Here is a 21,086-nt window from a genome sequence, read left to right as displayed (position 1 = left end):
GCTTTGCCCGGCCCGACCCCTTCATCGGTCACAAAGGGGGTATCTCAGATCTGGTCGCCGACCAGGGCAGTGGCGGTCAGTTCATCGGTGATCAGACCGTTGACATGGCCGCTGTTCAGGACAGCCCGCAGTCCCGCGACCTTGGCCGGTCCCCCGGCGATCACCACGATCCGGCTGCCTGCCGGACCGGACAGATCCACGGACAGCGTACGCGCCGACAGCGTGGTGTGCAGCACCCGCCCCTTCGCGTCGAAGAAATGTCCCAGCATCTCGCCCATGCCCCCCGCCGCCTCGATCTCGGCGATCTCGCGCGGTTCGATCATCCCCGAAGCGACCAGTTGCGCCCCCGCATCCGCCGTGCCCATCCCCGCGATCTTCAACGACGCGGCATTCGACAGATCGAAGATCTCGCGCACGCCGGGCTGCGCCAGCAATACCGCCCGATCCTTCTCGGAATTCGCGAAGAACGGCACCGGCAGCACGAATGCCTGCGCCCCGGTCTTTTCGGCAAGGCGATGCATCACGTCATGGGGATTGGCCGCGTAGTTGCGCGTCAGGCCCCCAAGCAGGGACACGAATCTTGCGTTGCTTGCGTCGAAACGGGGCAACTGATGCACCGCCGCCGCAAGTGTCCGCCCGTGGCCAAGGCCGATCACCGGATGCTCGCCCCGTTCGATCTGGCGACGCAGGAAGGCTGCGCCGGCTAGGCCCAGGGCGCGCAGCGGAATGCCGTCCTCGCCCAGATCCGGCGCGACCTCGCAGTAATCAAGTCCGTATCGCGTGCATAGCCGGTCCTCCAGCATCGCGCATTCGACGATTTCGCCGTCGATGGACATCTTGACCACTCCATCCGCGACCGCCCGCGCGATCAGCCGGTGTGCCTTGACCGACGGCAGGCCAAGCCGCTTGGCGACCGCCGCCTGTGTCAGCCCGCCAGCGTAATGCAGCCATGCAGCGCGTATCGCGAGGCTTTGTTCCGGATCGATCCCGCCGCCGCGCGCCATCAGCCGGCGGCCTGCATCAGCGCGCGCAGATCGTCCGGCGACAGGACCGCCGGGTTCGCCTTCATCGACGACGACGCAGCGGCGGCCGTGGCGGCCGCGTCCTGCGCCGTGCTGTCGATACCAAGTTCGCGCAATGACGGAAGCCCGGCGGCCCGAGACCAGTCGGACAGGGCCATGGCCGCCTGGGCCAGGGATGCTTCGGGCATCTCGAAAGCCTGTCCGATCCAGCGCCCGACCTGGTCCAGCCGTCCGGCGTCCACGACCGCGCCACGATTCGCGATCAGCACATGCGGCAGCAGCGTTCCGCAGATCGCGCCGTGCGGGGCGCCTGTCAGGCCACCCAACGGACCGGCCAGGCCATGCACCGCACCAAGCCCGGCATTGGCCAGCGCCAACCCGCCGCACAGGCTGACCCAGGCCATCTCGTCGCGCGCGGCAGGGTCCTCTGCCTCGATCAAACGACGAATGGCGGCCAGTCCGCGCGGGATCGCATCGCGGCACAGGGCATCTGTCATCGGGTTGGCCCGGGTGCTGACATAGGGTTCGATCACCTGGGTGATCGCATCCAGCCCCGAGGCAAGCGTCACGGCCCGCGGACAGCCATCGGTCAGCGCGGGGTCGACGAAGGCAAGGCGCGGCAGCATGCGCACATCGCGCAGGCTAACCTTGCGGTGGTGTTCCGGCACGCCGATCACCGCGTTTCGCGTGACCTCGGCCCCGGTGCCCGCCGTCGTCGGCATCGCGACAAAGGGCAAGGGCGCGTGATCCAGCGCCAGACCGCGCCCGACCACCTCGAGATAATCCAGCATGGGGCGCGTCGCGGGCATGAGCGCCGCAACCGCCTTGCCGGAATCGATGACCGCCCCGCCCCCCATCGCCACCACGACCTGCGCGCCCCCCGCACGTGCCGCAGCAACGCCTGCCTCGATCATCGCCATGTCGGGTTCCCGGGCAACGGCAAATCCGGTGACGTGGCAGCCGCTTGCCTCAAGCCCCGCGCGCAAGCCGGCGCTGCGCGCCGGGTTGCTGCCATGAACCAGAAGCACGGCACGTCCCAGCGCCGCGATCCTTGACGGTGCGCTGTCCGCCTGCCCCCGGCCGAACAGGATCTCGGTGGCGGTGGCAAAGGCAAATTGCTGCATCTGTCGCTCCTGCAAATTCTCGTCGGCTCAGATATTCAGCTTATCGGCCCCTGTGTCGATATGCGGCGCCCAGAAAGCGACGCTTTCGGCGATCTGGGGGATCACTTCGCGATCGTTCGGCTCTCGCTCCTTGAAGCTGAGTTCAAGGCAGATCTCGTTGTCGGTCGCGCCGCCTTCGGCAAGGGCCGCAAGCAATGGCGCCGGCTGGATGCGGCCGCGTGCGTTGAAATCGGCGGTAAAAGGGCGATGCCCCCCCTTGTCCATCAGCGACTGCTTGATGTGGATGATCGGGCTGACCTTCGGAACGGCGCGCGCCCATGCATAGGGATCGTAGTCATCGGGATTGTCGCTGGTCACATCGCCGTGGTCGATGTCAGCCATCATCCACATCGGCACCGCCATATCGGCCGCCGTCAGCCGGTGCTGCAGCGTCATGCATTCGGATATCGTCTCGCCGAACTCCCGCCCGATGCTCATCGGTTCCCAGAAGACATAGTCCAGACCGGCGGCCTTGGCGTGGGCGGCGACCTCGGCCCAGCAATCGATGGCGATGCGGATCAGATCTTCGCGCCGCGCCGGGTCATCGTAATCGCGATAGGTGAAGATCGCGAACTGGGTGCCGACGCTGGTTCCGCCAAGATCTGCGGTGATATCCGCGAAGGTCTTGAACCAGTCCACATAGTAGCGGCGCACATCGCGGTCGGGATGACCGAAATGGTTCAGCCGCCCGTAGGGGCCGGTCATGCCGCTGGTCACGCGCACGCCGGTGCGATCCAGCGCCGCACCCATCTGCCGGGTCAGCCGCCGGATGACCGGGGCGGGCCATGACGGATTGATGAACTCATGGGTCAGTTGCAGGTCGCGGATCCGCAGATCACGGGCGACCGTATCGATCAGGTCATCGGGATCGGCAAAGCGATTGACCAGCGGATTGGTGTTCAGGGACAGCGTCAGGGGCATGTTGTTTCCTCAGGCTGCCTTGGCCAGATCAGAGGCATTGAACCAGTCGGAAAAATCCTTCCGCTGTGCCTCGGTCAGGTGCAGATAATGCTTGGTGCGCCGCCACAGGATGTCTTCGGGACGCTGCGCCCATTCCCTCGCGACAAGATAGCGGGCTTCTGCCTCGTACAGCTGGCCGCCGAAATGTCGGCCCAGATCGGCAAGGTTCATCGCGCCTGCGACGACATCCTTCGTCCGTGCGCCATACAGGCGGCCATAGTGATGAACCAGCTTGCGCGGCATCCATGGATGCAGTTCGCGCAGCAGGTTGGCATAGCTTTCGTAATCGGCATTGGCGATCTCACCGCCGGGCAACGGGGCGGTCTCGGTCCAGTCGCCGCCCATCTGCGGAAAGATATCCTTCAGCTTGTGCATGCCGCGTTCGGCAAGTTCGCGGAAGGTGGTGATCTTGCCACCAAAGACATTCAGCAGCGGTGCCCCACCGGCCTGGTCCAGGTCAAAGACGTAGTCGCGCGTCACCGCCGAAGGGTTGCCCTGCCCGTCGTCAAACAGCGGGCGCACGCCCGAAAAGGTCGTCAACACGTCCGATCGGCGCAGCTTCTCCTTGAAATAGCGGTTCACGGCGTTCAGCAGATAGTCGATCTCGGCCTCGTCGGCGGCGACATCCTCGGCCCTTCCGTCATAGGCGATATCGGTGGTGCCGATCAGCGCCTTGTCCCCCTCGTAGGGGTTGATGAAGATGACGCGCTTGTCGTGATTCTGGACCAGATAGGCGTTGTTGCTCGGCCAGAACTTCGGAACGATGATGTGGCTGCCCTTGACCAGCCGAACATTGCGCGACGAATTCGCGCCGGCGACCCGGGTGATGAAATCGGTGACCCAGGGCCCCGCGCAATTGACCAGACAGCGGGCGCGGAAGGTCCGGGTTTCGCCGGTCACGTCGTTGCGGGTCTGGACCGTCCATGCACCGTCTTCGCGGCGGGCCGAGATGCAGGGGCTGCGGGTCAGAACCTCGGCCCCTTTCTCGGCGGCATCCACGGCATTCAGCACCACCAGACGCGCATCGTCGACCCAGCAATCGCTGTATTCAAAGCCCTTGGTGTATTGATCCAGCAGCGGCGCACCTTCGGGGTCGCGGGTCAGGTCCAGCGTGCGCGTGCCAGGCAGTTTCTTGCGCCCGCCCAGATGGTCATACAGAAACAGCCCCAGACGGACCAACCATGCGGGGCGGTCCTGCGGGCTGTGGGGCAGGACGAAACGCATCGGCCAGATGATATGGGGAGCCGCACGCATCAGCACCTCACGCTCGATCAGGGCCTCGCGGACCAGCCGGAACTCGTAATATTCCAGATAGCGCAGGCCGCCATGGACCAGCTTTCCGGACCGCGACGAGGTGCCTTCGGCCAGATCGTCCTTTTCACACAGCACGACTTTCAGGCCACGGCCCGCCGCGTCCCGCGCGACACCGGCGCCATTGATGCCGCCGCCGATCACGAACAGGTCGATCATGTCGCTGTCATTGCTCATCCTGATTTCCTTTCGAATATGCGGCGCGGGCGGCGGACAGCGCGTCCCACGCGGGCGGCAGCGCCTGTCGCGACGCCGTGAAGGCCGGGAACAGTCGGTCATAGGCGGCAACCAGATCGGCGTCCGGCGGCTCGGCCGGCCCCAGCAGCGGCGTGACCCATTCGGCGATACAGGCATCCATGTCCGGGTAGGCGCCGATGGCGACCGCCGCCATCATCGCCGCGCCCGCAGCCCCCGCCTCTTCCCGGTCAGAGACGCGAACGGGCGCGTTCAGGCTGGCCGACATGATGCCGCGCAACGCCTTCGACCGTGCAGCGCCGCCGGTCAGGCGCAACTCGCCCGGCAGCGGACCCATCGCGGCATAGCAGTCGCGCATCGCCATCCCCAGCCCCTCGGCCACGGCGCGAATGAGGTCAGGATAGCGATGGCTGGCATTCAGCCCGGCAAAACCGGCGCGGGCGGCGGCGTTGACGAACGGACCGCGTTCGCCCGCCTCGGAGATATAAGGGTGATAGACGATCTGGCCCGGCCGTGACCGGGCCAGCCAGCCATCCATATGCGCGATCAGGTCACGATGCGTCACCGCCGCCCCCATGTCGGACAAGATCCCGGCCGCGACACCCAGAATCCAGTCCAGGTTCAGCGTTGCCGCCATGTTGGTCTGGACCTGCGTGACCATATCCGGGATCGGCAGGCAGATCACATAGCCGGTGCCCTCGGCATTCAGATGCACCCGATCCGGATGCACCGCGCGCAGATGCACCCCGGTCGAGCCGACGGTGGAACAGGCGACATCGCCCGGCGCGCCGCCATGGACGCCTGCGCCAAGCGCTGTCATCACCATGTCCACATAGCCAAGGCAGACCGGCGTGCCCGCACGCAATCCGGTCTGGGATGCCGCATCCTTCGTCAGCGGATGGGTGATCCGCGTGCCCTCGATGATCTCGGGCAGCAAGGCGCGGCGGTGGGTCAGGCCAAGCGCATCGATGACCGAATCATCATAGGCGCGGCTGCGGAAGTTTCCGAAGGTGAAGCTGGCCTCGGAAGGGTCGGTTGCGCGAATGCCGGTCAGGTTCAGATACAGCCAGTCCTTGCAATGCAGCGCAACCTGTGCGCCGTCCAGCAGTTCCGGGGCGTGCGCGTCCATATGCGCCATCTGGCTGCCCTGCTGGCAGGTGTTCAGTCCGGTTCCCGTCGCCTCGAACCGCGCGCGGTTGCCGGGTCCGGCAGCCAGTCGCGCAACGGTCGGCGCGGCGCGTGCATCCAGCCAAAGCCAGGCATCACCGACCGGGCCATCGCGACCGACCAGCCAGGTACCATCGCCCTGCGCGGTCACTGACAATGCAGCCGTGCGGCCCGCAAGGCCGTCGATCTTCTCGCCAAGCCCGCGCAACGCGGCAGCGCAATCGTTCCAGGTCTGCGGCAGAGACTGCGTCGCGCTGCCATCGGCACCGGCATGATAGCGATTCGGCACGGATGACGACGCCAGCTGCCTGCCGGTCAGGTCAAAAGCCACCGCCTTGATGACAGACGTGCCCGCATCGATTCCGACCAGAATATCAGCGCCCTGCATGGATCGCCCGCGCCTTTCCCGCCATCGCCTCAGTGCGGATCATCCGACTCTCCCCCGTCTTGATCGTCACGAACTTTCGTGATGCCAGTCATTATACCACATAGCTATCATAGTGAACGTATTTTTTTTCGGACATAGCAATTTATTTCATGTAGAATAACCCCCGAGGAGGACATCTACCCAGCGCCGCGACGAATGCGCAAGCGCAGCCAGCACGCCGCGCCAAGCGCATCTGGTTAGGCGCGATTATCGCATAATATACGTATACTTTCCCAGACTCCATGGCCGACAGCCACGCGCGCCTGGAAGCAGGAAACGGAGGGTCAGGCGGAATGAATACCGAGGTTCGAAATCCGATCCCAGCCATCCCGCGGACGCGTCAAGCGCCCCCGCTCGATAGGTCAGAATTATCCTTATTGACTATCATTATCACATTACGATAACATAAACGAACGGACCGACCCGACCGCCACCAAGATCGGCGGCGCTGGCCCGGAAAAAGGGAGGACAACATGCACATATTCCTGCGGCCCCTGTGTCGACCTCATCTGATTCGCCGCCGCCGCGCCGCGTCGGCCCCGCCCCGCAATTCGCATTTCGAGGCTTGCACATGACACACGGCTCCGCCCCGACCTCTCCTGCACCAAAAGCCCCGGCGCCGTCGCGCCGAGGGCTGATCATCAGCGCCGCCGTCGCCGTCGCGGTTCTTGCCGCAATGGCACTGGACACCACGGTCGTTCAGGTTGGCTCTGACGCCGATGTACGGGCGCAGGCCTTCTCGCCCGACAATTATGGTCAGACCGAATTCCCGCGCATCGCGGAGTTCGTGAAGGGCAAGTCCGTTGACGCGGCGACGCTGGCCCCTGCCGTTCTGGCCGACAAGGACGCGGCGGCGGAACAATACGGCACCCCCGCATCGACCGGGGCGATCATGTTCACGACCGTCACGGGCACCGTCGGCGAGGGAAAATCGGGCGTCTATACGTTGCAGGCCGACGGTGTGCCCGAAGACATCACCGTTCGCGTCCAGACCGGCCCGGCCATCAACGGCACGGATCTGCGCGACGCACCGGGCGATATCGAATTCGGACAGTTCAAGAACCAGATCGAATACCAGGACGCCGGGTCGGGCATCAACCGCGCCATGAAGGCCGCCGTGCTGGACCCGGTCGACACCTCAAACCTGACCGGCAAGACCATAACCGTGACCGGCGCGTTCCGCCTGATCAATCCCAAGAACTGGATGATCACCCCCGTCGAGGTCGGCATCCAATGAGCGGCCCCGTGAATGCGGCGGGCGAGATGCCCCAAGGCAATCCCGATGCGCGCGAAGTCGTTCTGGCCGCCCGCAACGTCGCCAAGTCCTATGGCCAGGTTCATGCGCTGAAAGGCGTCAATTTCGACATCCATCGCGGTCAGGTCACCACGCTGTTCGGCGAGAACGGCGCGGGCAAATCCACGCTGATGAAGATCCTGTCGGGGGTGATCCAGCCGACCGGCGGAGAGATCATCCTGGATGGGCAGCCGGTGTCCTTCAACAACTCGACCGAGGCGCGGGATCGGGGCATCTCGATCATCCACCAGGAACTCAGCCTCGCCCCGAACCTGTCGGTGCGCGACAACATCTTCATGGGTCGCGAGATCATGGGTTCGACCGGCGTGGATTTCGCCGAAGAGGAACGCCAGACCCGCAAGCTGATGGAAGAGCTTGAGGAAAACATCGACCCGCTGACCCCGGTCGAGGAACTGCGCCTTGGTCAGCAGCAGATCGTCGAGATCGCCCGCGCCCTGTCGGTGGACAGCCGCATCCTGATCATGGACGAACCGACCAGCGCGTTGTCGGCCAGCGAGGTCGAGGTGCTGTTCAAGGTCATCCGCGACCTGACCGCGCAGGGTGTCAGCATCGTCTATATCTCGCATCACCTGGAAGAGGCGTTGACGATCACCGATCACGCGGTGGTGCTGCGCGACGGCAACATGACCGCCTATGCGCCACGTGCCGAGATCGATCTGGAATGGATCGTGCGGAACATGGTTGGCGACAATTACGACCTTGGCAGCCCGCCCGATACGGACATGGGCCAGCCCGCCCTGTCGATCCGAAATCTGACCCTGCCGGACCCGGCAGGCGGGTTCAATCTGGTCGACGGGCTGTCGCTGGATGTCCGCGCGGGCGAGATCGTCTGCATCTACGGGCTCATGGGCGCGGGACGCACCGAACTTCTGGAAACCTGCGCGGGACGGCTGCGCGCCAGTTCCGGCGAAATCGTCCTCGAGGGCAAGGAAATCTCGCATCTGTCCATCGCCGAACGCATCGCGCGCGGTCTTGCGCTGGTCCCCGAGGACCGTCAGCGCGACGGCCTGGTGCAAACCATGAGCGTGGGACAGAACCTGTCGCTGGCCTCGATCGCCAGTTTCACGAAGGGGCTCTTTACCCAGCGCAAGGCCGAACAAAGCCTGATCGACGCCAGCATCCGTGAAGTGACAGTCAAGACATCCGGTCCTGCGGCCGCCATCGGGTCGCTGTCGGGCGGCAACCAGCAAAAGGTCGTCATCGGCAAGATGCTGGCCACGAAGCCGCGTGTCATCATGCTGGACGAACCCTCGCGCGGCATCGACATCGGCGCCAAGGCCGAAGTGTTCCGCCTGCTGTCCGAAGAAGCCAGGCAGGGCCTTGCCGTGATCTATTCGACATCCGAAGTCAGCGAATGCCTGTCGATCGCGCATCGTATCATCGTCATGCACAAGGGCCGGATCTCGGCCGAATTCGATTCCACCGTCTCCAAGGAAAAGATCATGGCCGCCTCGGGCGAGTCCGTGGCCGCCTGACGGGCGTGAGAGAGAGGAAGCAATCCATGTCTGCCGCTACGACCACCGCCTCTGCCGCCGACAAGAAGAAATCCGATTTCAGCATCGGTCGGCTGCTGCTGGAAGGCCGCGCCTTCTTTGCCCTGATCGCGATCATCGTGGTCTTTTCCATCCTGTCGCCGAATTACCTGACGATCAGCAACCTGCTGATCATGTCCAGCCACGTCGCCATCTACGGCATCCTTGCCATCGGCATGCTGCTGGTGATCCTGAACGGCGGGATCGACCTGTCCGTTGGGTCGATCCTGGCGCTGGCCGGGGTCAGCGCAGGCGCCATGATGCAGGGCCTTCAGATCGATGCGGCGGGGGTGATCCTGTATCCGCCGGTATGGGCCGTGGTGATCCTGACCTGCGTGCTGGGCGCGCTGGTCGGCGCGGTCAATGGCGTGCTGGTGTCGATCTTCAAGGTGCCGGCCTTTGTCGCCACGCTTGGCGTCATGTATGTGGCGCGCGGTGTCGCGCTGCTGATGACCAACGGCCTGACCTACAACAACCTGTCCGGGCGCCCGGAACTGGGCAATACCGGCTTCGACTGGCTGGGCTTCAACCGGATTGCCGGTGTGCCGATTTCGGTGATCGTCCTGGCGGTGCTGGCCATTCTGGGCGGGCTGATGCTGTCGCGTTCGGCCTTCGGGCGCTGGCTATATGCCTCGGGCGGGAACGAGCGTGCGGCCGAGTTGTCGGGTGTTCCGACCCGCCGCGTGAAGATCACCGTCTATACATTGTCGGGCATGCTGTCGGCGATCGCGGGTCTTGTGCTTGCCTCGCAACTGACGTCGGCCGGTCCGACCGCGGGCGTGACCTATGAACTGACGGCGATCGCGGCGGTCGTGATCGGCGGCGCCGCACTGACCGGCGGGCGCGGCACGATGCGCGGGACCATGCTGGGTGCCTTCGTGATCGGCTTCCTGTCGGACGGCCTGGTGATCATCGGCGTGTCGTCCTACTGGCAAACGGTCTTCACCGGCGCCGTGATCGTTCTGGCCGTGCTGCTGAACTCGCTTCAATACGGCGGCGGTCGCAAACGCTGACCCCGCATCCAGGCTTCCCCGCCCGGCGAAATCAAAAGCGCGCCGGGCGGAAAGACTGCCCACGGAACAGTCCCGCAGGGCAGGTCCATCAACCAAGGGAGAGAAGACAAATGATGAAGATGACGCGCCGCCTGCTTCTGGCCGCTGTCGCCGCCGCGCCGCTGATGGCCGGGGCCGCACAGGCCGAGGGGCTGATCTCGATCATCGTGAACGACCCGGCGAACCCCTACTGGTTCACCGAGGGCGAGGTCGCAAAGGCCACGGCCGAAGAACTGGGCTATGACGCCAATGTCGCCGCCCACAAGGGCGACACGAACACCGAAAGCACGCTGATCGACACCGCGATCACCAACCAGTCCAAGGCGATCATCCTTGATCCCGCCAATGCGGACGGTTCGGTCGGCGCGGTCAAGAAAGCCGTCGATGCGGGCATCCCGGTCTTTCTGGTCAACGCCGAGATCAACCAGGAAGGTCTGGCCAAGGCGCAGCTTGTGTCCAACAACGCGCAGGGCGCAGCACTTGGCGCACAGGCATGGGTCGAGGCCGTCGGCGACAGCGGCAAATATGTCGAGCTGTTCGGCAACCCCGCCGACAACAACGCACAGACCCGTTCGAACGGCTTCGAGACGGTTCTGACCCAGTACCCCGACCTTGAGAAGGCCGGTCAGGAGGTCGGCAACTGGGACCGCACGCAGGGCTACCAGAAGTCCCAGTCGCTGCTGCAGGCGAACCCGGATATCATCGGCGTCATCTCGGGCAACGACGAAATGGCCCTGGGCGCGATCGCCGCGCTGAAAGAGGCCGGCAAGCTGGACCAGGTCAAGGTCGGCGGGTTCGACGGCTCGCCCGACGCGGTGGATGCGGTGAAGGCCGGCGAGATGCAGTACACGGTCCTGCAGCCGGTCGCCGTCTTCTCGGAAGAGGCGGTCCGTCAGGCCGACAACTTCATCAAGAACGGCGAGACCGGCGCGGCCAGCGAAAAGCAGCTTTTCGACTGCATGCTGATCACGGCTGACAACGCCGACAAGTACAGCGCACCCTTCGTGCTGGACCAGTGACCTGACGGGGGCGCGGGTTATCCGCGCCCCCTCACCATCCGGTGACGCCGGATCTCGCCTTTCGTGGCATCCGCCGTTATTGCGATGGTCAAAGGATACGCCATGAACGATGCCAAAGCCCCCTCCCCGTCCACCGACCAGATCGAACGCCTGGTGGTCGACGACCTGCCTTCGGACAGCCGGCAGGCACGCCAGATCGCGCGCCGCCAGCTGATCGCGGAAACGGTGATCGCCGAAGGCACGATGCGGATAGAGGATCTGGTCGATCGTTTCGGCATCAGCCTGATGACCGCCCATCGCGATCTGGACGAACTGGCCGCACGGGGCCTGCTGCGCAAGACGCGCGGCGTCGTCTCGGCGGCGCCGACCAGCCTGATCGAATCAAGCGACGCCTATCGCGAGTCACGCCAGGGCGCCGAGAAATCCGCCATTGCCGCGCTTGCGGTTCAACAGATCGAACCCGGACAGGCGGTGTTTCTGGACGATTCGACCACCGTCTCGCGCATGGTTCCGCACCTGGGGACCAAGGTGCCGCTGACGGTCATCACCAATTCGCTTCTGATGATGAACGCCCTCAAGGGCATCCGCGATCTGACCCTTCTGGGTCTGGGCGGGCAGTTCCATCACTGGTGCAATGCCTTCATGGGTCATGTCACCACTCAGGAAATCCGCAACCTGCGCGCGGACACGGCCTTCATCTCGCTGTCGGCGATCACCGACGGGATCGTGTTCCACCAGTCGCCCGAGATGGTCGAAACCAAGCGCGCCATGTGGGGCAGCGCCAGAACGCGCATCCTTCTGGCCGACCACACGAAATTCGAACGCCGGGCGCTGCACGCGATGGGTCCGCTGGACGATTTCGACATGGTGATCGTCGACGACCTGACACCGCCCCTGCTGATCGACAGGCTTCGCAGTGAAGGCATAAGGATCGCCGTGGCGCCGACCGATCACGCCGCCTAGTCGGACTGAGAACCGTCCTGGTCTTCGGCATGACCGCGCGCGCAGCGCGCGTCCGGCCCAGCGGCAGCGACCGGGACGGGCATCCTGCCCGTCCCGCCCCCTCATCCTTCATGTCGTTTGAAGCTCAGGCGACGGCCGACCGGTCCGCCGCTGCAAGCTGCGCGTCCAGTTCCAGGATCTGCCGAACCGCCTCGGCGGCCTCGGCACCCTTCTTGACGAAATGCTCGCGATAGAAGCCAGTCAAGGCCTCGACCTCCTGATAGTTATGCGGGGTCAAAGACACCGAGAAGCAGGGAACACCCGTCTCCAGCCCGACATTCATCAATCCGGTGACAACCGCACCTGCGACGAAGTCATGCCGATAGATGCCGCCATCGACGACGAAGGCTGCGGCGACGACGGCATCGTATTTTCCGGTCTGCGCAAGCTTCTTGGCCAGCAACGGCATCTCGAACGCGCCCGGCACGTCGAAGGCGTCGATCCGGGCCCGCGGCATCAGTCGCGCGATCTCTGCGGTAAAGCCCTCATGCGCGCGATCGACGATATCGGCGTGCCAACGCGCCTTGACGAAGGCGATGCAGGGGTTGGTGGTCTTGGTCATCATTTCGGAACCTTCCGTTAAACAGCGTCAGGTCCCAGAGCACGAGCCTTGACCGACCCGCGGGATCGGGGCGGCCTCGGTTCTCTTCCATCCGGACTATACCGTCGGCTCCGGAGTTTCACCGGATCTGCTGACCCTTCCTTCGAAGGCGCTCGCGGGCTTTCACCGCCGGTGGGGAATTGCACCCCGCCCTGAGAACGCACGTCAGATAGCATGCGCATCTTTTCACGCCAATATGCCGATTTCGCCACCCGCAGATATTGCGCTGCAGCAGAGCGCCTTCTGCGACGCGGCTAGAATTGCGTCACAAGCCACACCTTCCGGACATAATATTACCAAAAAGACCATCAACGCTGTTGCATTGTTGCGTGCACGACGTTACGCAACTGCAATACGCCCGGCGATTCTGCGCCGCGGCACGACGAAGGAGAACCCGATGGCCCTTGATGCCCCGACCCAGATTGCGCCCTACGACGCCCCCCAGAAGGACCTCTATGACATCGGCGAGATGCCTCCGCTTGGCCATGTGCCACGGCAGATGCACGCCTGGGCGATCCGCCGCGACCGGCAGGGAGAGCCCGAACAGGCGATGCAGCTGGAGGTCGTGGACACGCCCGCCATCGACAGCCACGAAGTGCTGGTCCTGGTGATGGCGGCGGGGGTGAACTATAATGGGATCTGGGCCGGGCTTGGCGTGCCGGTCAGCATGTTCGACGTCCACAAGCAACCCTATCACATCGCCGGGTCGGACGCGTCGGGGATCGTCTGGGCGGTGGGCGACAAGGTCAAGCGCTGGAAGGTCGGCGACGAGGTCGTGATCCACTGCAATCAGGACGATGGCGACGACGAGGAATGCAACGGCGGCGATCCCATGTATTCGCCCACGCAGCGCATTTGGGGATACGAGACGCCGGATGGTAGCTTTGCCCAGTTCACCCGCGTGCAGTCGCAGCAACTGATGCCGCGCCCCAAGCATCTGACATGGGAGGAATCGGCCTGCTACACGCTGACGCTGGCCACCGCCTATCGCATGCTGTTCGGCCATGAACCGCACGAATTGAAGCCGGGCATGAACGTGCTGGTCTGGGGCGCGTCGGGTGGCCTGGGTTCCTACGCGATCCAGTTGATCAACGCCGCCGGCGGCAACGCGATCGGCGTGATCAGCGAAGAGGACAAGCGCGAATTCGTCATGTCACTTGGCGCCAAGGGCGTCATCAATCGCAAGGACTTCAGCTGCTGGGGCCAACTGCCCACCGTGAACACCCCCGAATACAAGGAGTGGTTCAACGAGGTGCGCAAGTTCGGCAAGGCGATCTGGGACATCACCGGCAAGGGAAACAATGTCGATATCGTCTTCGAACACCCCGGCGAGGCGACGTTCCCGGTCAGCACCTTCGTCTGCAAGAAAGGCGGCATGGTGGTGATCTGCGCCGGCACCACCGGCTTCAACTGTACCTTCGACGTGCGCTATCTGTGGATGCACCAGAAGCGCGTGCAGGGCAGCCACTTCGCGCATCTGAAACAGGCCAGCGCCGCGAACAAGCTGATGCTGGAACGCCGGCTGGACCCCTGCATGTCCGAGGTCTTCCCCTGGGCCGAAATCCCGCAGGCGCACATGAAGATGTACAAGAACCAGCACAAGCCCGGCAACATGTCGGTACTGGTTCAGGCCCCGACCACGGGTCTGCGCACCTTCGAGGACGCGCTGGAGGCAGGTCGTCGCTGACCCGCTGAGAAACGCACCTTATGGGGCACCGCCGGTTCGCCGTGCGGTGCCCTTTCGCTTTGCAGCAGGGCTCTTTCAGGTCTTGCGATCCGCCTGACCCGCCCGGCGGCATTTCCATTCGCGCACCCTCTCTCGCGGATGCGTCTCGACCCACCGGGCCAACTCGTTCTGGCCCAGCAGCATGCAGGTGAACAGCCCGTTCTGTTCCTCGAACAGCAGGCTGTGGTCCTGACAGGCCTCGGGCTCTGACAGCAGGCAGGTGACGAAGAACAACTCTATCATCGGACGTCCTCCATGTTCCCACTCACGCAGGAAACCGGCAAGAGTTGCATCCCCCTTCGCTTTCCGTGCGCGCCGGGCTAAGGCTGGGCCATGACCGGTCAGCCCCAAGCCCCCGCAGCAAACCGCCCCGCCCTGTCGCCGGACCAGGCCGACGCATGGGATGCGCTGGCCGAGACATTTCAGAACGCCGGCGTCGATCTGGTGGCGGAAGAGATCAGCCCACCCAAGCCCGGCAAGGGGCGCGTGATGGCCGTGATCGGCAAGGCCGGATCGGGCAAGACGTTGCTTTTGTCGGAAATCACCCGCGCGCTGCGCGAGGCCGGTGTCGACCTGATCAGCGCCGATTACGAAGGCCGGCGCCGCAAGGACCGCCGCACGGTCGCAATCCTTGCACCTACCAACAAGGCGGCGTTCGTGCTGCGCACCCGCGGCGTGCCCGCCACGACCATCCACCGAATCCTCTACACGCCGGTCTATGACCCCGAATACGAACGCATCGCGGAATGGCTGAACGGCGAGGGCACGCGCCCCGCGATCGAGGGGCTGACCGACGAGGCGTTGGACCGCGCGAAGGCGTTCTATGACATCCATGCCTCGGTTCCCGGCGCGCTGGCGGCTGCGGGGCTGCGTGGATCGGACTTCATCAAGGGCTGGAAACGGCGCGAGGACGGGCTGGATATCGGCCTGATCGACGAGGCCTCGATGTTGGACGAACGCCAGTTCGACGATCTGCGGGAAATCTTTCCAGTGCTGGTGCTGTTCGGCGATCCGGCCCAGCTTGCCCCGGTCGGACAATCGGGCGAGATGGTCTTCGACAAGTTGGCCGACAGCCAGCGGCTGATCCTTGACCGCATCCACCGGCAGGCCGATGACAGCCCGATCCTGGATCTGGCACATGCGCTGGCCAACGACCGGCTGACCTTCGATGAATTTGAACGCATGGTCCGCGAGGCGGCGTCCCGCGACGACCGCGTGATCTGGGCGGAACGGGTCGAATCCGACCTGATGGCGCGCAGCCCTGTGCTGGTCTGGCGCAACGCGACGCGGATCCGGCTGATCCATGCCTTTCGGGCCGCGTTCGGGGCCCCGGGCGACGCGCTGCTGCCGGGCGAGCCGCTGATCTGCGACGGTCTGGAACTGCCGCTGAAATATCGCAAGAAGCGCATCGACCTCGAGGCGCGCGGCCTGATCAAGGGCGCGCAGGTGGTCTATCTTGGACCGGGCCGCAAACCGGGCTTTTCTCGTCTGCACGTCATCGGCGCCGAGGATCCGCGCCTTTCGGCTGCCAGCATCGTCAAGATCGAGATGCCCGAACAGGATGAACCCTTCATCCCCTATGCGGCGCGCATGGGCGCGGCTTTTCTGCATGGTGCAGCGGTGACGATCCACAAATCGCAGGGCAGCCAGTGGCCCGATGTGCAGGTCTTCGCCCCCGATATCAACGCCGCCGCATGGTCGAACCGAACCGAAGCCGGAATCGCCCTGTGGAAACGCCTGGCCTATGTCGCGATCACCCGCGCGCAGGAACGTATGTTCTGGGTCACCCGGCCCCGTCTTGCGCGCCCCACGCAGGCGCTGTCGACAGAAGACCTTGCGATACCGGCCGCCCCGCTGTCTCTGGAACTGCAGGACGACTGACTTCTTCCCTGCTCGGAAAACCGAACTCGATCACCGCTGCCGAACCGCCCGCCGGGACTGTGTCCGTTCGATCGACAGACGCAGCCTCTCGACCAAAGCCTCGTGCGGTATTCCGGTCTCGAGCGACAGGCGCATGATGCCGAAATGCACGCGCGCCAGTTCCTGATAATAGCGGGCGAACGTATAGTTGATCGACGCGCCGACGACCGCGCCGAAGACAGGCGCTGCCTGCGCGGCCAATTTTTGACCCAGCGACACCGACAGCCGCGGCGCAACCCGGCTGATCAACCCCTGAACGGTCTGGCCGGTCACCGACAACCGTGCGGCCAGCAAACCCAGATCAGTGCCGTCGTCATCCTCCATCGGCCCGGCGGCCGCGAAAATGCGCAGGCATTCCATCCGGACTTCGTCGCTGTCGGGGTCAAGCCCGTGTTCGGCCGCGATTTCCAGCATCGACCGCAGAAGCAACGTGACCGTGAACGGCAGTTCGACCATCGCACCGGCAAAACCGCCCGCGCCGCCTGCCGCGCCACTGAAGGTCGAAGCCATGCGGTTGAACCAGTCGCCCCGGTCGCGGACCATCCGACGCGTGCCTGCCGCCGCCGAGAAGGCGCGGCTAAGCGCGGTCCGCGTCAGCCCGTCCATCCGGTCGCGCACGAATGCGGGCAGGCGTTCCACCAGCCCCTCGGCGCTATTGCCGATGATCGACATGATCTCCATGCCGAAACCGCCCGCATCGACATAGCGGCGGGCAAGGCGGTCTATCTGTTCATGAACCGTCGGATCGCTGATCGGCGGCAGAACCAGTTGCGGGTTGGGCGCCATTCGGGGCCTCTCTGGGATGTTGGACTTCGGTGCAGTCCGATCCGATATGGGAAGCCGAAGCAAGTTCAGCCAGACCCGCCAGAATCTCGGGGGTTTCCTCACGCGTGACCAGACCTGTGACATCAACCCACGCCCCGGTCCGAAGTTCCAAGCCAAGCACCCGATCGGGGTTGGTCGGGGGCGGCATCTCGACCCCGTCCAGCTTGTGAAAGCCGAAGCGCGAATAATAGGGTTCGTCCCCGACCAGCAGCACCCGGCCCCAGCCCATCCGCCGCGCTCGGGTCAGGCTGTCGCGCATCAGCAGCCCGCCCAGACCCTCGCCCTGCGCGGTCGGATGCACGGCGATCGGCCCCAGAAGCAGCACGGAATGATCCCCGACGCGCGCCGGCCAGAACCGGATCGCGGCCATGACGTTCCCACCCGGATCGCGCAGGACCAGACACAGATCGGCGACGCGTGGCACGCCCTCTCGCAGGCGGTACGAGGAAAGCGCCGTGCGCCCCGGCGCGAAGCACAAATCGTAAAGCGCCTCGACCTCGTATTCGTCGGCGGGCGTCTCGGGGCAGATCTCGTACATCGCGCCTCCTGGTCTCGGCGCGCCCCTTAGCACGGGCGCGAAGCAAGCGGAACATTGCAGAGGCTGAAAAGCGGTGGCAGGTTGGGCGCGAACAAGACAAAGAGGCCGCCCATGTTCTACCGCCCCGAAGCCGGTCACGGCCTGCCCCACAACCCGTTCAACGCCATCGTAGCGCCGCGCCCCATCGGCTGGATCTCGACCCGGGGGCGCCAAGGCGACAACCTGGCCCCCTATTCCTTCTTCAATGCCGTGGCCTATGTGCCGCCGCAGGTCATGTTCGCCTCGACCAGCGTCAAGCCGGACCGGCAGGGCACCAAGGACAGCGTCGCGCAGATCATCGAAAGCGGCGTGTTCTGCGTCAATATCGCCAGCGGCGACATGCGCGATCAGGTCAACGCCAGCTCGGCCCCCCTACCCGCGGGCCGCAGCGAGTTCGAGGCTGCAGGCATTCGCGCCGCCGATTGCGACACAATCGACTGTCCGCGGGTGGCCGATGCCGTCGCCGCGCTGGAATGCCGGATGACGCAGGTCGTGCCGCTGGCGGGCGATGCAAATTTCGTCGTTCTGGGTGTCGTCACCGGCGTTCACATCCGCGACGATTGCGTGATCGAGGGCCGGTTCGACCCGCGCCCGGCGGGCGGCTGGATCTCGCGGCTGGGATACCGGGACTACGCCGCCGTCCATGACCTGTTCGAAATGGAGCGCCCCACATGAACAATCCGAATGTGCGCGACTATATCCGCACCATCGCGGATTTCCCGCATGAAGGCATCATGTTCCGCGACGTGACCACGCTGTTCGCGGACGCGCGCGGCTTTCGCATGGCGATCGACCAGTTGCTGCATCCCTATGCCGGCGTCCGCATCGACAAGGTCGTGGGGCTAGAGGCGCGCGGCTTCATTCTGGGCGGCGCTGTCGCACACCAGATGTCCACCGGCTTCGTCCCGGTCCGCAAAAAGGGCAAGCTGCCCGGTCCGGTGATTTCCGAAGCCTATCAGCTGGAATACGGCGAAGCGGTGATGGAGATCCATGACGACGCGCTGAAGGCGGGCGAAAGGGTGCTGATCGTCGACGATCTGCTGGCCACCGGCGGCACGGCCGAAGCCGGTATCGCGCTGTGCCGCCGTCTTGGCGCTGAAGTCATAGGCTGCGCCTTCGTGATCGATCTGCCCGAGTTGGGCGGTCGCGCGCGGCTTGAGGCAATGGGCATGCCGGTCCACACGCTGTGCACATTTGACGGCGACTGACCGCGCGATGCCGGGCGCACCGGTGCAGGGTTTACTGGGGCTTGGCGATCTCCAGCGCGATTGCCGAATACCATTCGGCCGCCGCGCGCAGCTGCGCATCATCCTGGCCTGAGACGATATCCTGCATCACCTCGCTTTGCCGGTCGCCCCGCTGAAAGGCCTTCACTTGCGCCAGAAGATAGGTGCTGTTTTCCCCGGCCAGGTTGGGCGCGCCATCTATCACCGCCATGCCGTCCGCACCGTGGCAGGACACGCATTCCTGCGGCGCGTCCGCCGGGTCTGCCGCCAGCGTCGCCGTCGCGTCCTGCGACGAATACCAGGCGGCCAAATCGGCGATTTGCTGATCCGTAAGGGCTGCGGCAACGACGGACATCATTTCGTTGCGCCGCTCGCCATCCCGGAAGGCGGTCAGCTGACCTCGGACGTATTCGGCGGATTCGCCACCGATATGCGGGGCCACCGGGATCCTGGCATAGCCTTCCAGCCCGTGGCAGGTCCGGCACTGTCCCGCCAGCTTCCGTCCCGATGCGGCATCGCCCTGCAGATCCTGGGACGACGCGGCGCCGGCGAGAATGATCCCGCCGGACGCCAGCAACAGACTTATACCCCTCATTCTTCGTAGCTGATCCGGTACAGCGCACCGGCCAGATCGTCAGAAACAAGGATCGACCCGTCGCGCAGCTGCGCGACATCGACGGGACGGCCCAGATACTCGCCGTTCTCGTCGATCCAGCCTTCGGCGAAGGGTTCCGTCGTGGCCATGCCCTCATCATCGACATGGGTGACCATGACCCGTGCCCCGACGGGCGTCGTGCGGTTCCATGACCCATGCTGGGCCGAGAAGATCGCACCCCGGTATTTTTCGGGGAACATCGACCCGGAATAGAAGGTCATTCCCAGATCGGCTGCATGCGCGACGGTCTCGACGGCGGGCATCACGACATCTGCCGGGATTTCCGCATCCTTGTATTCGGCCGTCCGGACATCGCCGCCGCCATACCACGGAAAGCCGAAATTCTGGCCCGCAGCGGTGATATGGTTGATCTCGCCGGGCGGAATGTCGTCGCCCATTCCGTCCACCTGATTGTCGGTGAACCACAGATCGCCGGTGTCCGGGTCGAAATCCATCCCGACGGAACTGCGGATACCGCGTGCGAAGACCTCGCGGCCGGTGCCGTCCGTGTTGATCCGGATGATACCGCCGATGCCCGCCTCGTTGTACTTGTCCAGCTTCTCGGGCGCGGGAACGTTGAAGGGCTGACCCAGCGCCACGTAAAGCTTGCCGTCAGGCCCGATATCGCAGACCCGCGCGGTGTGGTTGAAGCTTTCCTCGTCCGGCGGGATCAGATCGCCCTGTTTCAGGACATTGAATGCAGCGACATCGGGGCTTTCATAGAAGAACTCGGCTGCTGGAAACAGCAGGACGCGGTTCTGTTCGGCAATATAGAGAAACCCGTCCTTCGAGAAGCAGGGCCCGTTCGGAATGGTGAAGACCAGCGACGGGGCGAAGTCCTTGACCTCGTCTGCGACGCGATCCTTGTTGCGGTCGGTGACCGACCAGACCTTGTCCTTTCGTGTGCCGACAAAGGTGACGATGCCCTGCGGCCCCACCGCCATGTGCCGCGCATCAGGAACGACCGCATAAAGTTCGATCTTGAAGCCCGGCGGCAACGTGATCTTTTCCAGCGTCTTCCTGATCCCCTCCGCATAGTCGCCGGACTGCTCGATGAAGGTGAAGTCCGTCGTTCCAGTCGACTGGAAATTCGACAGCTTCTCGAGGTTGTCCGGCACTTCGGCATTCTGCGCGAATACACCGGTCGCGATCAGCGCGGCCGAAGCCGCCCCGAGCAATAGCTTGTTCATGGTTTCCCTCCCTGATGCCATCCCCATGGCGAGGGAAGGATGGGCCTCACCTGTCGTTACGTCAACGATTTCATACTCATACGAAAGTGTGGTGTGCCCCCGACCATCCCTCAGCCTTTAGTACGCATGTCGCCTAAGGTCTTGCCAGACCGGCCTTTTGAATTGCAGACTTGGTCACACGGTCACGAGAAGGGCATGAGG

The 21,086-nt window shown here is 64.5% G+C and carries 19 protein-coding genes, 1 pseudogene and 1 riboswitch; of the genes and pseudogenes, 9 read left to right on the top strand and 11 right to left on the bottom strand.

Annotated elements, in window-relative coordinates; genetic code table 11:
• Positions 1–44 precede the first annotated feature (44 nt).
• Genes J7359_RS08055 through J7359_RS08035 form a run of 5 tightly spaced genes read right to left on the bottom strand, consistent with a single transcriptional unit; the run spans position 45 to position 6,206 of the window.
• A complete protein-coding gene (locus tag J7359_RS08055; protein WP_209056129.1) occupies positions 45–1,004 on the bottom strand; it encodes a sugar-binding transcriptional regulator in 960 nt (319 codons plus the stop codon).
• Positions 1,004–2,146, bottom strand: coding sequence for an iron-containing alcohol dehydrogenase (locus tag J7359_RS08050; RefSeq protein WP_209056128.1), 1,143 nt, complete (start codon positions 2,144–2,146; stop codon positions 1,004–1,006). Before J7359_RS08050 ends, J7359_RS08055 begins: the two co-directional genes overlap by 1 nt.
• A gap of 27 nt (positions 2,147–2,173) precedes the next feature.
• Positions 2,174–3,106: a TIM barrel protein gene (locus J7359_RS08045; protein ID WP_209056127.1), complete on the bottom strand. Its 933-nt coding sequence runs from the start codon at positions 3,104–3,106 to the stop codon at positions 2,174–2,176.
• A 9-nt stretch (positions 3,107–3,115) separates the two neighbouring features.
• Entirely contained in the window at positions 3,116–4,633 is a 1,518-nt protein-coding gene (locus J7359_RS08040) for a glycerol-3-phosphate dehydrogenase (RefSeq protein ID WP_209056126.1), read from the bottom strand.
• Positions 4,623–6,206, bottom strand: a complete 1,584-nt coding sequence (locus tag J7359_RS08035) for an FGGY-family carbohydrate kinase (protein ID WP_209056125.1) — start codon at positions 6,204–6,206, stop codon at positions 4,623–4,625. Before J7359_RS08035 ends, J7359_RS08040 begins: the two co-directional genes overlap by 11 nt.
• A 610-nt stretch (positions 6,207–6,816) precedes the next feature.
• Here J7359_RS08035 and J7359_RS08030 point away from each other — a divergent pair.
• From J7359_RS08030 to J7359_RS08010, 5 genes are all read left to right on the top strand, one after another.
• Positions 6,817–7,482 (top strand): DUF2291 domain-containing protein, encoded by a 666-nt coding sequence (locus J7359_RS08030; RefSeq protein ID WP_209056124.1) that lies wholly within the window; start codon positions 6,817–6,819, stop codon positions 7,480–7,482.
• Entirely contained in the window at positions 7,479–9,035 is a 1,557-nt protein-coding gene (locus J7359_RS08025) for a sugar ABC transporter ATP-binding protein (RefSeq protein ID WP_247740262.1), read from the top strand. Before J7359_RS08030 ends, J7359_RS08025 begins: the two co-directional genes overlap by 4 nt.
• Positions 9,036–9,061: 26 nt before the next feature.
• Complete coding sequence (locus J7359_RS08020; RefSeq protein WP_209056123.1) at positions 9,062–10,105, top strand: ABC transporter permease; 1,044 nt, start codon at positions 9,062–9,064, stop codon at positions 10,103–10,105.
• A gap of 113 nt (positions 10,106–10,218) precedes the next feature.
• Positions 10,219–11,163 carry a D-ribose ABC transporter substrate-binding protein gene (locus tag J7359_RS08015; RefSeq protein WP_209056122.1) on the top strand — a complete coding sequence of 315 codons (945 nt, stop codon included), beginning with the start codon at positions 10,219–10,221 and terminating at the stop codon, positions 11,161–11,163.
• A gap of 102 nt (positions 11,164–11,265) precedes the next feature.
• The gene (locus J7359_RS08010; protein WP_209056121.1) at positions 11,266–12,126 is read left to right on the top strand and encodes a DeoR/GlpR family DNA-binding transcription regulator; all 861 of its coding nucleotides are present in this window, start codon (positions 11,266–11,268) and stop codon (positions 12,124–12,126) included.
• A gap of 124 nt (positions 12,127–12,250) precedes the next feature.
• On the opposite strand, the gene J7359_RS08005 is transcribed toward J7359_RS08010, so the two are convergent.
• Positions 12,251–12,727, bottom strand: coding sequence for a 6,7-dimethyl-8-ribityllumazine synthase (locus tag J7359_RS08005; protein ID WP_209056120.1), 477 nt, complete (start codon positions 12,725–12,727; stop codon positions 12,251–12,253).
• Between the two features lie 75 nt (positions 12,728–12,802).
• A riboswitch (FMN riboswitch) is annotated at positions 12,803–12,930 on the bottom strand.
• A gap of 233 nt (positions 12,931–13,163) precedes the next feature.
• On the opposite strand from J7359_RS08005, the gene ccrA reads away from it, so the two are divergent.
• Complete coding sequence (gene ccrA, locus J7359_RS08000; RefSeq protein ID WP_209056119.1) at positions 13,164–14,453, top strand: crotonyl-CoA carboxylase/reductase; 1,290 nt, start codon at positions 13,164–13,166, stop codon at positions 14,451–14,453.
• 75 nt (positions 14,454–14,528) lie between these two features.
• Here ccrA and J7359_RS07995 read toward each other — a convergent pair whose 3' ends face one another.
• Positions 14,529–14,735 (bottom strand): hypothetical protein, encoded by a 207-nt coding sequence (locus tag J7359_RS07995; protein ID WP_209056118.1) that lies wholly within the window; start codon positions 14,733–14,735, stop codon positions 14,529–14,531.
• A gap of 90 nt (positions 14,736–14,825) precedes the next feature.
• Between J7359_RS07995 and J7359_RS07990 the strand changes: the two genes are divergently transcribed.
• Positions 14,826–16,373, top strand: a complete 1,548-nt coding sequence (locus J7359_RS07990) for an AAA family ATPase (RefSeq protein WP_209056117.1) — start codon at positions 14,826–14,828, stop codon at positions 16,371–16,373.
• A gap of 30 nt (positions 16,374–16,403) precedes the next feature.
• Here the strand turns inward: J7359_RS07990 and J7359_RS07985 are convergent, their stop codons facing one another.
• Positions 16,404–17,198, bottom strand: coding sequence for an EcsC family protein (locus J7359_RS07985; RefSeq protein WP_209056116.1), 795 nt, complete (start codon positions 17,196–17,198; stop codon positions 16,404–16,406).
• 100 nt (positions 17,199–17,298) lie between these two features.
• Positions 17,299–17,775, bottom strand: a pseudogene (locus J7359_RS07980) (N-acetyltransferase); the annotation flags it as partial.
• A 111-nt stretch (positions 17,776–17,886) separates the two neighbouring features.
• On the opposite strand from J7359_RS07980, the gene J7359_RS07975 reads away from it, so the two are divergent.
• Positions 17,887–18,489, top strand: coding sequence for a flavin reductase family protein (locus J7359_RS07975; RefSeq protein WP_209056114.1), 603 nt, complete (start codon positions 17,887–17,889; stop codon positions 18,487–18,489).
• Positions 18,486–19,022: an adenine phosphoribosyltransferase gene (locus tag J7359_RS07970; RefSeq protein ID WP_209056113.1), complete on the top strand. Its 537-nt coding sequence runs from the start codon at positions 18,486–18,488 to the stop codon at positions 19,020–19,022. The genes J7359_RS07975 and J7359_RS07970 overlap by 4 nt, the downstream gene beginning before the upstream one ends.
• A 31-nt stretch (positions 19,023–19,053) precedes the next feature.
• Here the strand turns inward: J7359_RS07970 and J7359_RS07965 are convergent, their stop codons facing one another.
• Both J7359_RS07965 and J7359_RS07960 read right to left on the bottom strand, forming a co-directional pair.
• Positions 19,054–19,635 carry a c-type cytochrome gene (locus J7359_RS07965; protein WP_209056112.1) on the bottom strand — a complete coding sequence of 194 codons (582 nt, stop codon included), beginning with the start codon at positions 19,633–19,635 and terminating at the stop codon, positions 19,054–19,056.
• Positions 19,632–20,885 carry a PQQ-dependent sugar dehydrogenase gene (locus J7359_RS07960; RefSeq protein WP_209056111.1) on the bottom strand — a complete coding sequence of 418 codons (1,254 nt, stop codon included), beginning with the start codon at positions 20,883–20,885 and terminating at the stop codon, positions 19,632–19,634. Before J7359_RS07960 ends, J7359_RS07965 begins: the two co-directional genes overlap by 4 nt.
• Between the last annotated feature and the right edge of the window lie 201 nt (positions 20,886–21,086).

Source organism: Paracoccus sp. R12_2 (genome assembly GCF_017744015.1).
Classification (GTDB): Bacteria; Pseudomonadota; Alphaproteobacteria; order Rhodobacterales; family Rhodobacteraceae; genus Paracoccus.
Note: the sequence above shows the minus strand (reverse complement) of the source record. Positions and strands in the feature narration are given on the sequence as shown.

Excerpts from the sequence above, each read along its gene's own strand:
- J7359_RS07995 (WP_209056118.1), bottom strand. The coding sequence starts at position 14,735 with ATGATAGAGTTGTTCTTCGTCACCTGCCTGCTGTCAGAGCCCGAGGCC.
- J7359_RS07960 (WP_209056111.1), bottom strand. The coding sequence starts at position 20,885 with ATGAACAAGCTATTGCTCGGGGCGGCTTCGGCCGCGCTGATCGCGACC.
- J7359_RS08040 (WP_209056126.1), bottom strand. The coding sequence starts at position 4,633 with ATGAGCAATGACAGCGACATGATCGACCTGTTCGTGATCGGCGGCGGC.
- J7359_RS07975 (WP_209056114.1), top strand. The coding sequence starts at position 17,887 with ATGTTCTACCGCCCCGAAGCCGGTCACGGCCTGCCCCACAACCCGTTC.
- ccrA (WP_209056119.1), top strand. The coding sequence starts at position 13,164 with ATGGCCCTTGATGCCCCGACCCAGATTGCGCCCTACGACGCCCCCCAG.
- J7359_RS07985 (WP_209056116.1), bottom strand. The coding sequence starts at position 17,198 with ATGGCGCCCAACCCGCAACTGGTTCTGCCGCCGATCAGCGATCCGACG.
- J7359_RS07970 (WP_209056113.1), top strand. The coding sequence starts at position 18,486 with ATGAACAATCCGAATGTGCGCGACTATATCCGCACCATCGCGGATTTC.
- J7359_RS08010 (WP_209056121.1), top strand. The coding sequence starts at position 11,266 with ATGAACGATGCCAAAGCCCCCTCCCCGTCCACCGACCAGATCGAACGC.
- J7359_RS07965 (WP_209056112.1), bottom strand. The coding sequence starts at position 19,635 with ATGAGGGGTATAAGTCTGTTGCTGGCGTCCGGCGGGATCATTCTCGCC.
- J7359_RS08055 (WP_209056129.1), bottom strand. The coding sequence starts at position 1,004 with ATGGCGCGCGGCGGCGGGATCGATCCGGAACAAAGCCTCGCGATACGC.
- J7359_RS08050 (WP_209056128.1), bottom strand. The coding sequence starts at position 2,146 with ATGCAGCAATTTGCCTTTGCCACCGCCACCGAGATCCTGTTCGGCCGG.
- J7359_RS07990 (WP_209056117.1), top strand. The coding sequence starts at position 14,826 with ATGACCGGTCAGCCCCAAGCCCCCGCAGCAAACCGCCCCGCCCTGTCG.
- J7359_RS08045 (WP_209056127.1), bottom strand. The coding sequence starts at position 3,106 with ATGCCCCTGACGCTGTCCCTGAACACCAATCCGCTGGTCAATCGCTTT.
- J7359_RS08015 (WP_209056122.1), top strand. The coding sequence starts at position 10,219 with ATGAAGATGACGCGCCGCCTGCTTCTGGCCGCTGTCGCCGCCGCGCCG.
- J7359_RS08030 (WP_209056124.1), top strand. The coding sequence starts at position 6,817 with ATGACACACGGCTCCGCCCCGACCTCTCCTGCACCAAAAGCCCCGGCG.
- J7359_RS08035 (WP_209056125.1), bottom strand. The coding sequence starts at position 6,206 with ATGCAGGGCGCTGATATTCTGGTCGGAATCGATGCGGGCACGTCTGTC.
- J7359_RS08005 (WP_209056120.1), bottom strand. The coding sequence starts at position 12,727 with ATGACCAAGACCACCAACCCCTGCATCGCCTTCGTCAAGGCGCGTTGG.
- J7359_RS08020 (WP_209056123.1), top strand. The coding sequence starts at position 9,062 with ATGTCTGCCGCTACGACCACCGCCTCTGCCGCCGACAAGAAGAAATCC.
- J7359_RS08025 (WP_247740262.1), top strand. The coding sequence starts at position 7,479 with ATGAGCGGCCCCGTGAATGCGGCGGGCGAGATGCCCCAAGGCAATCCC.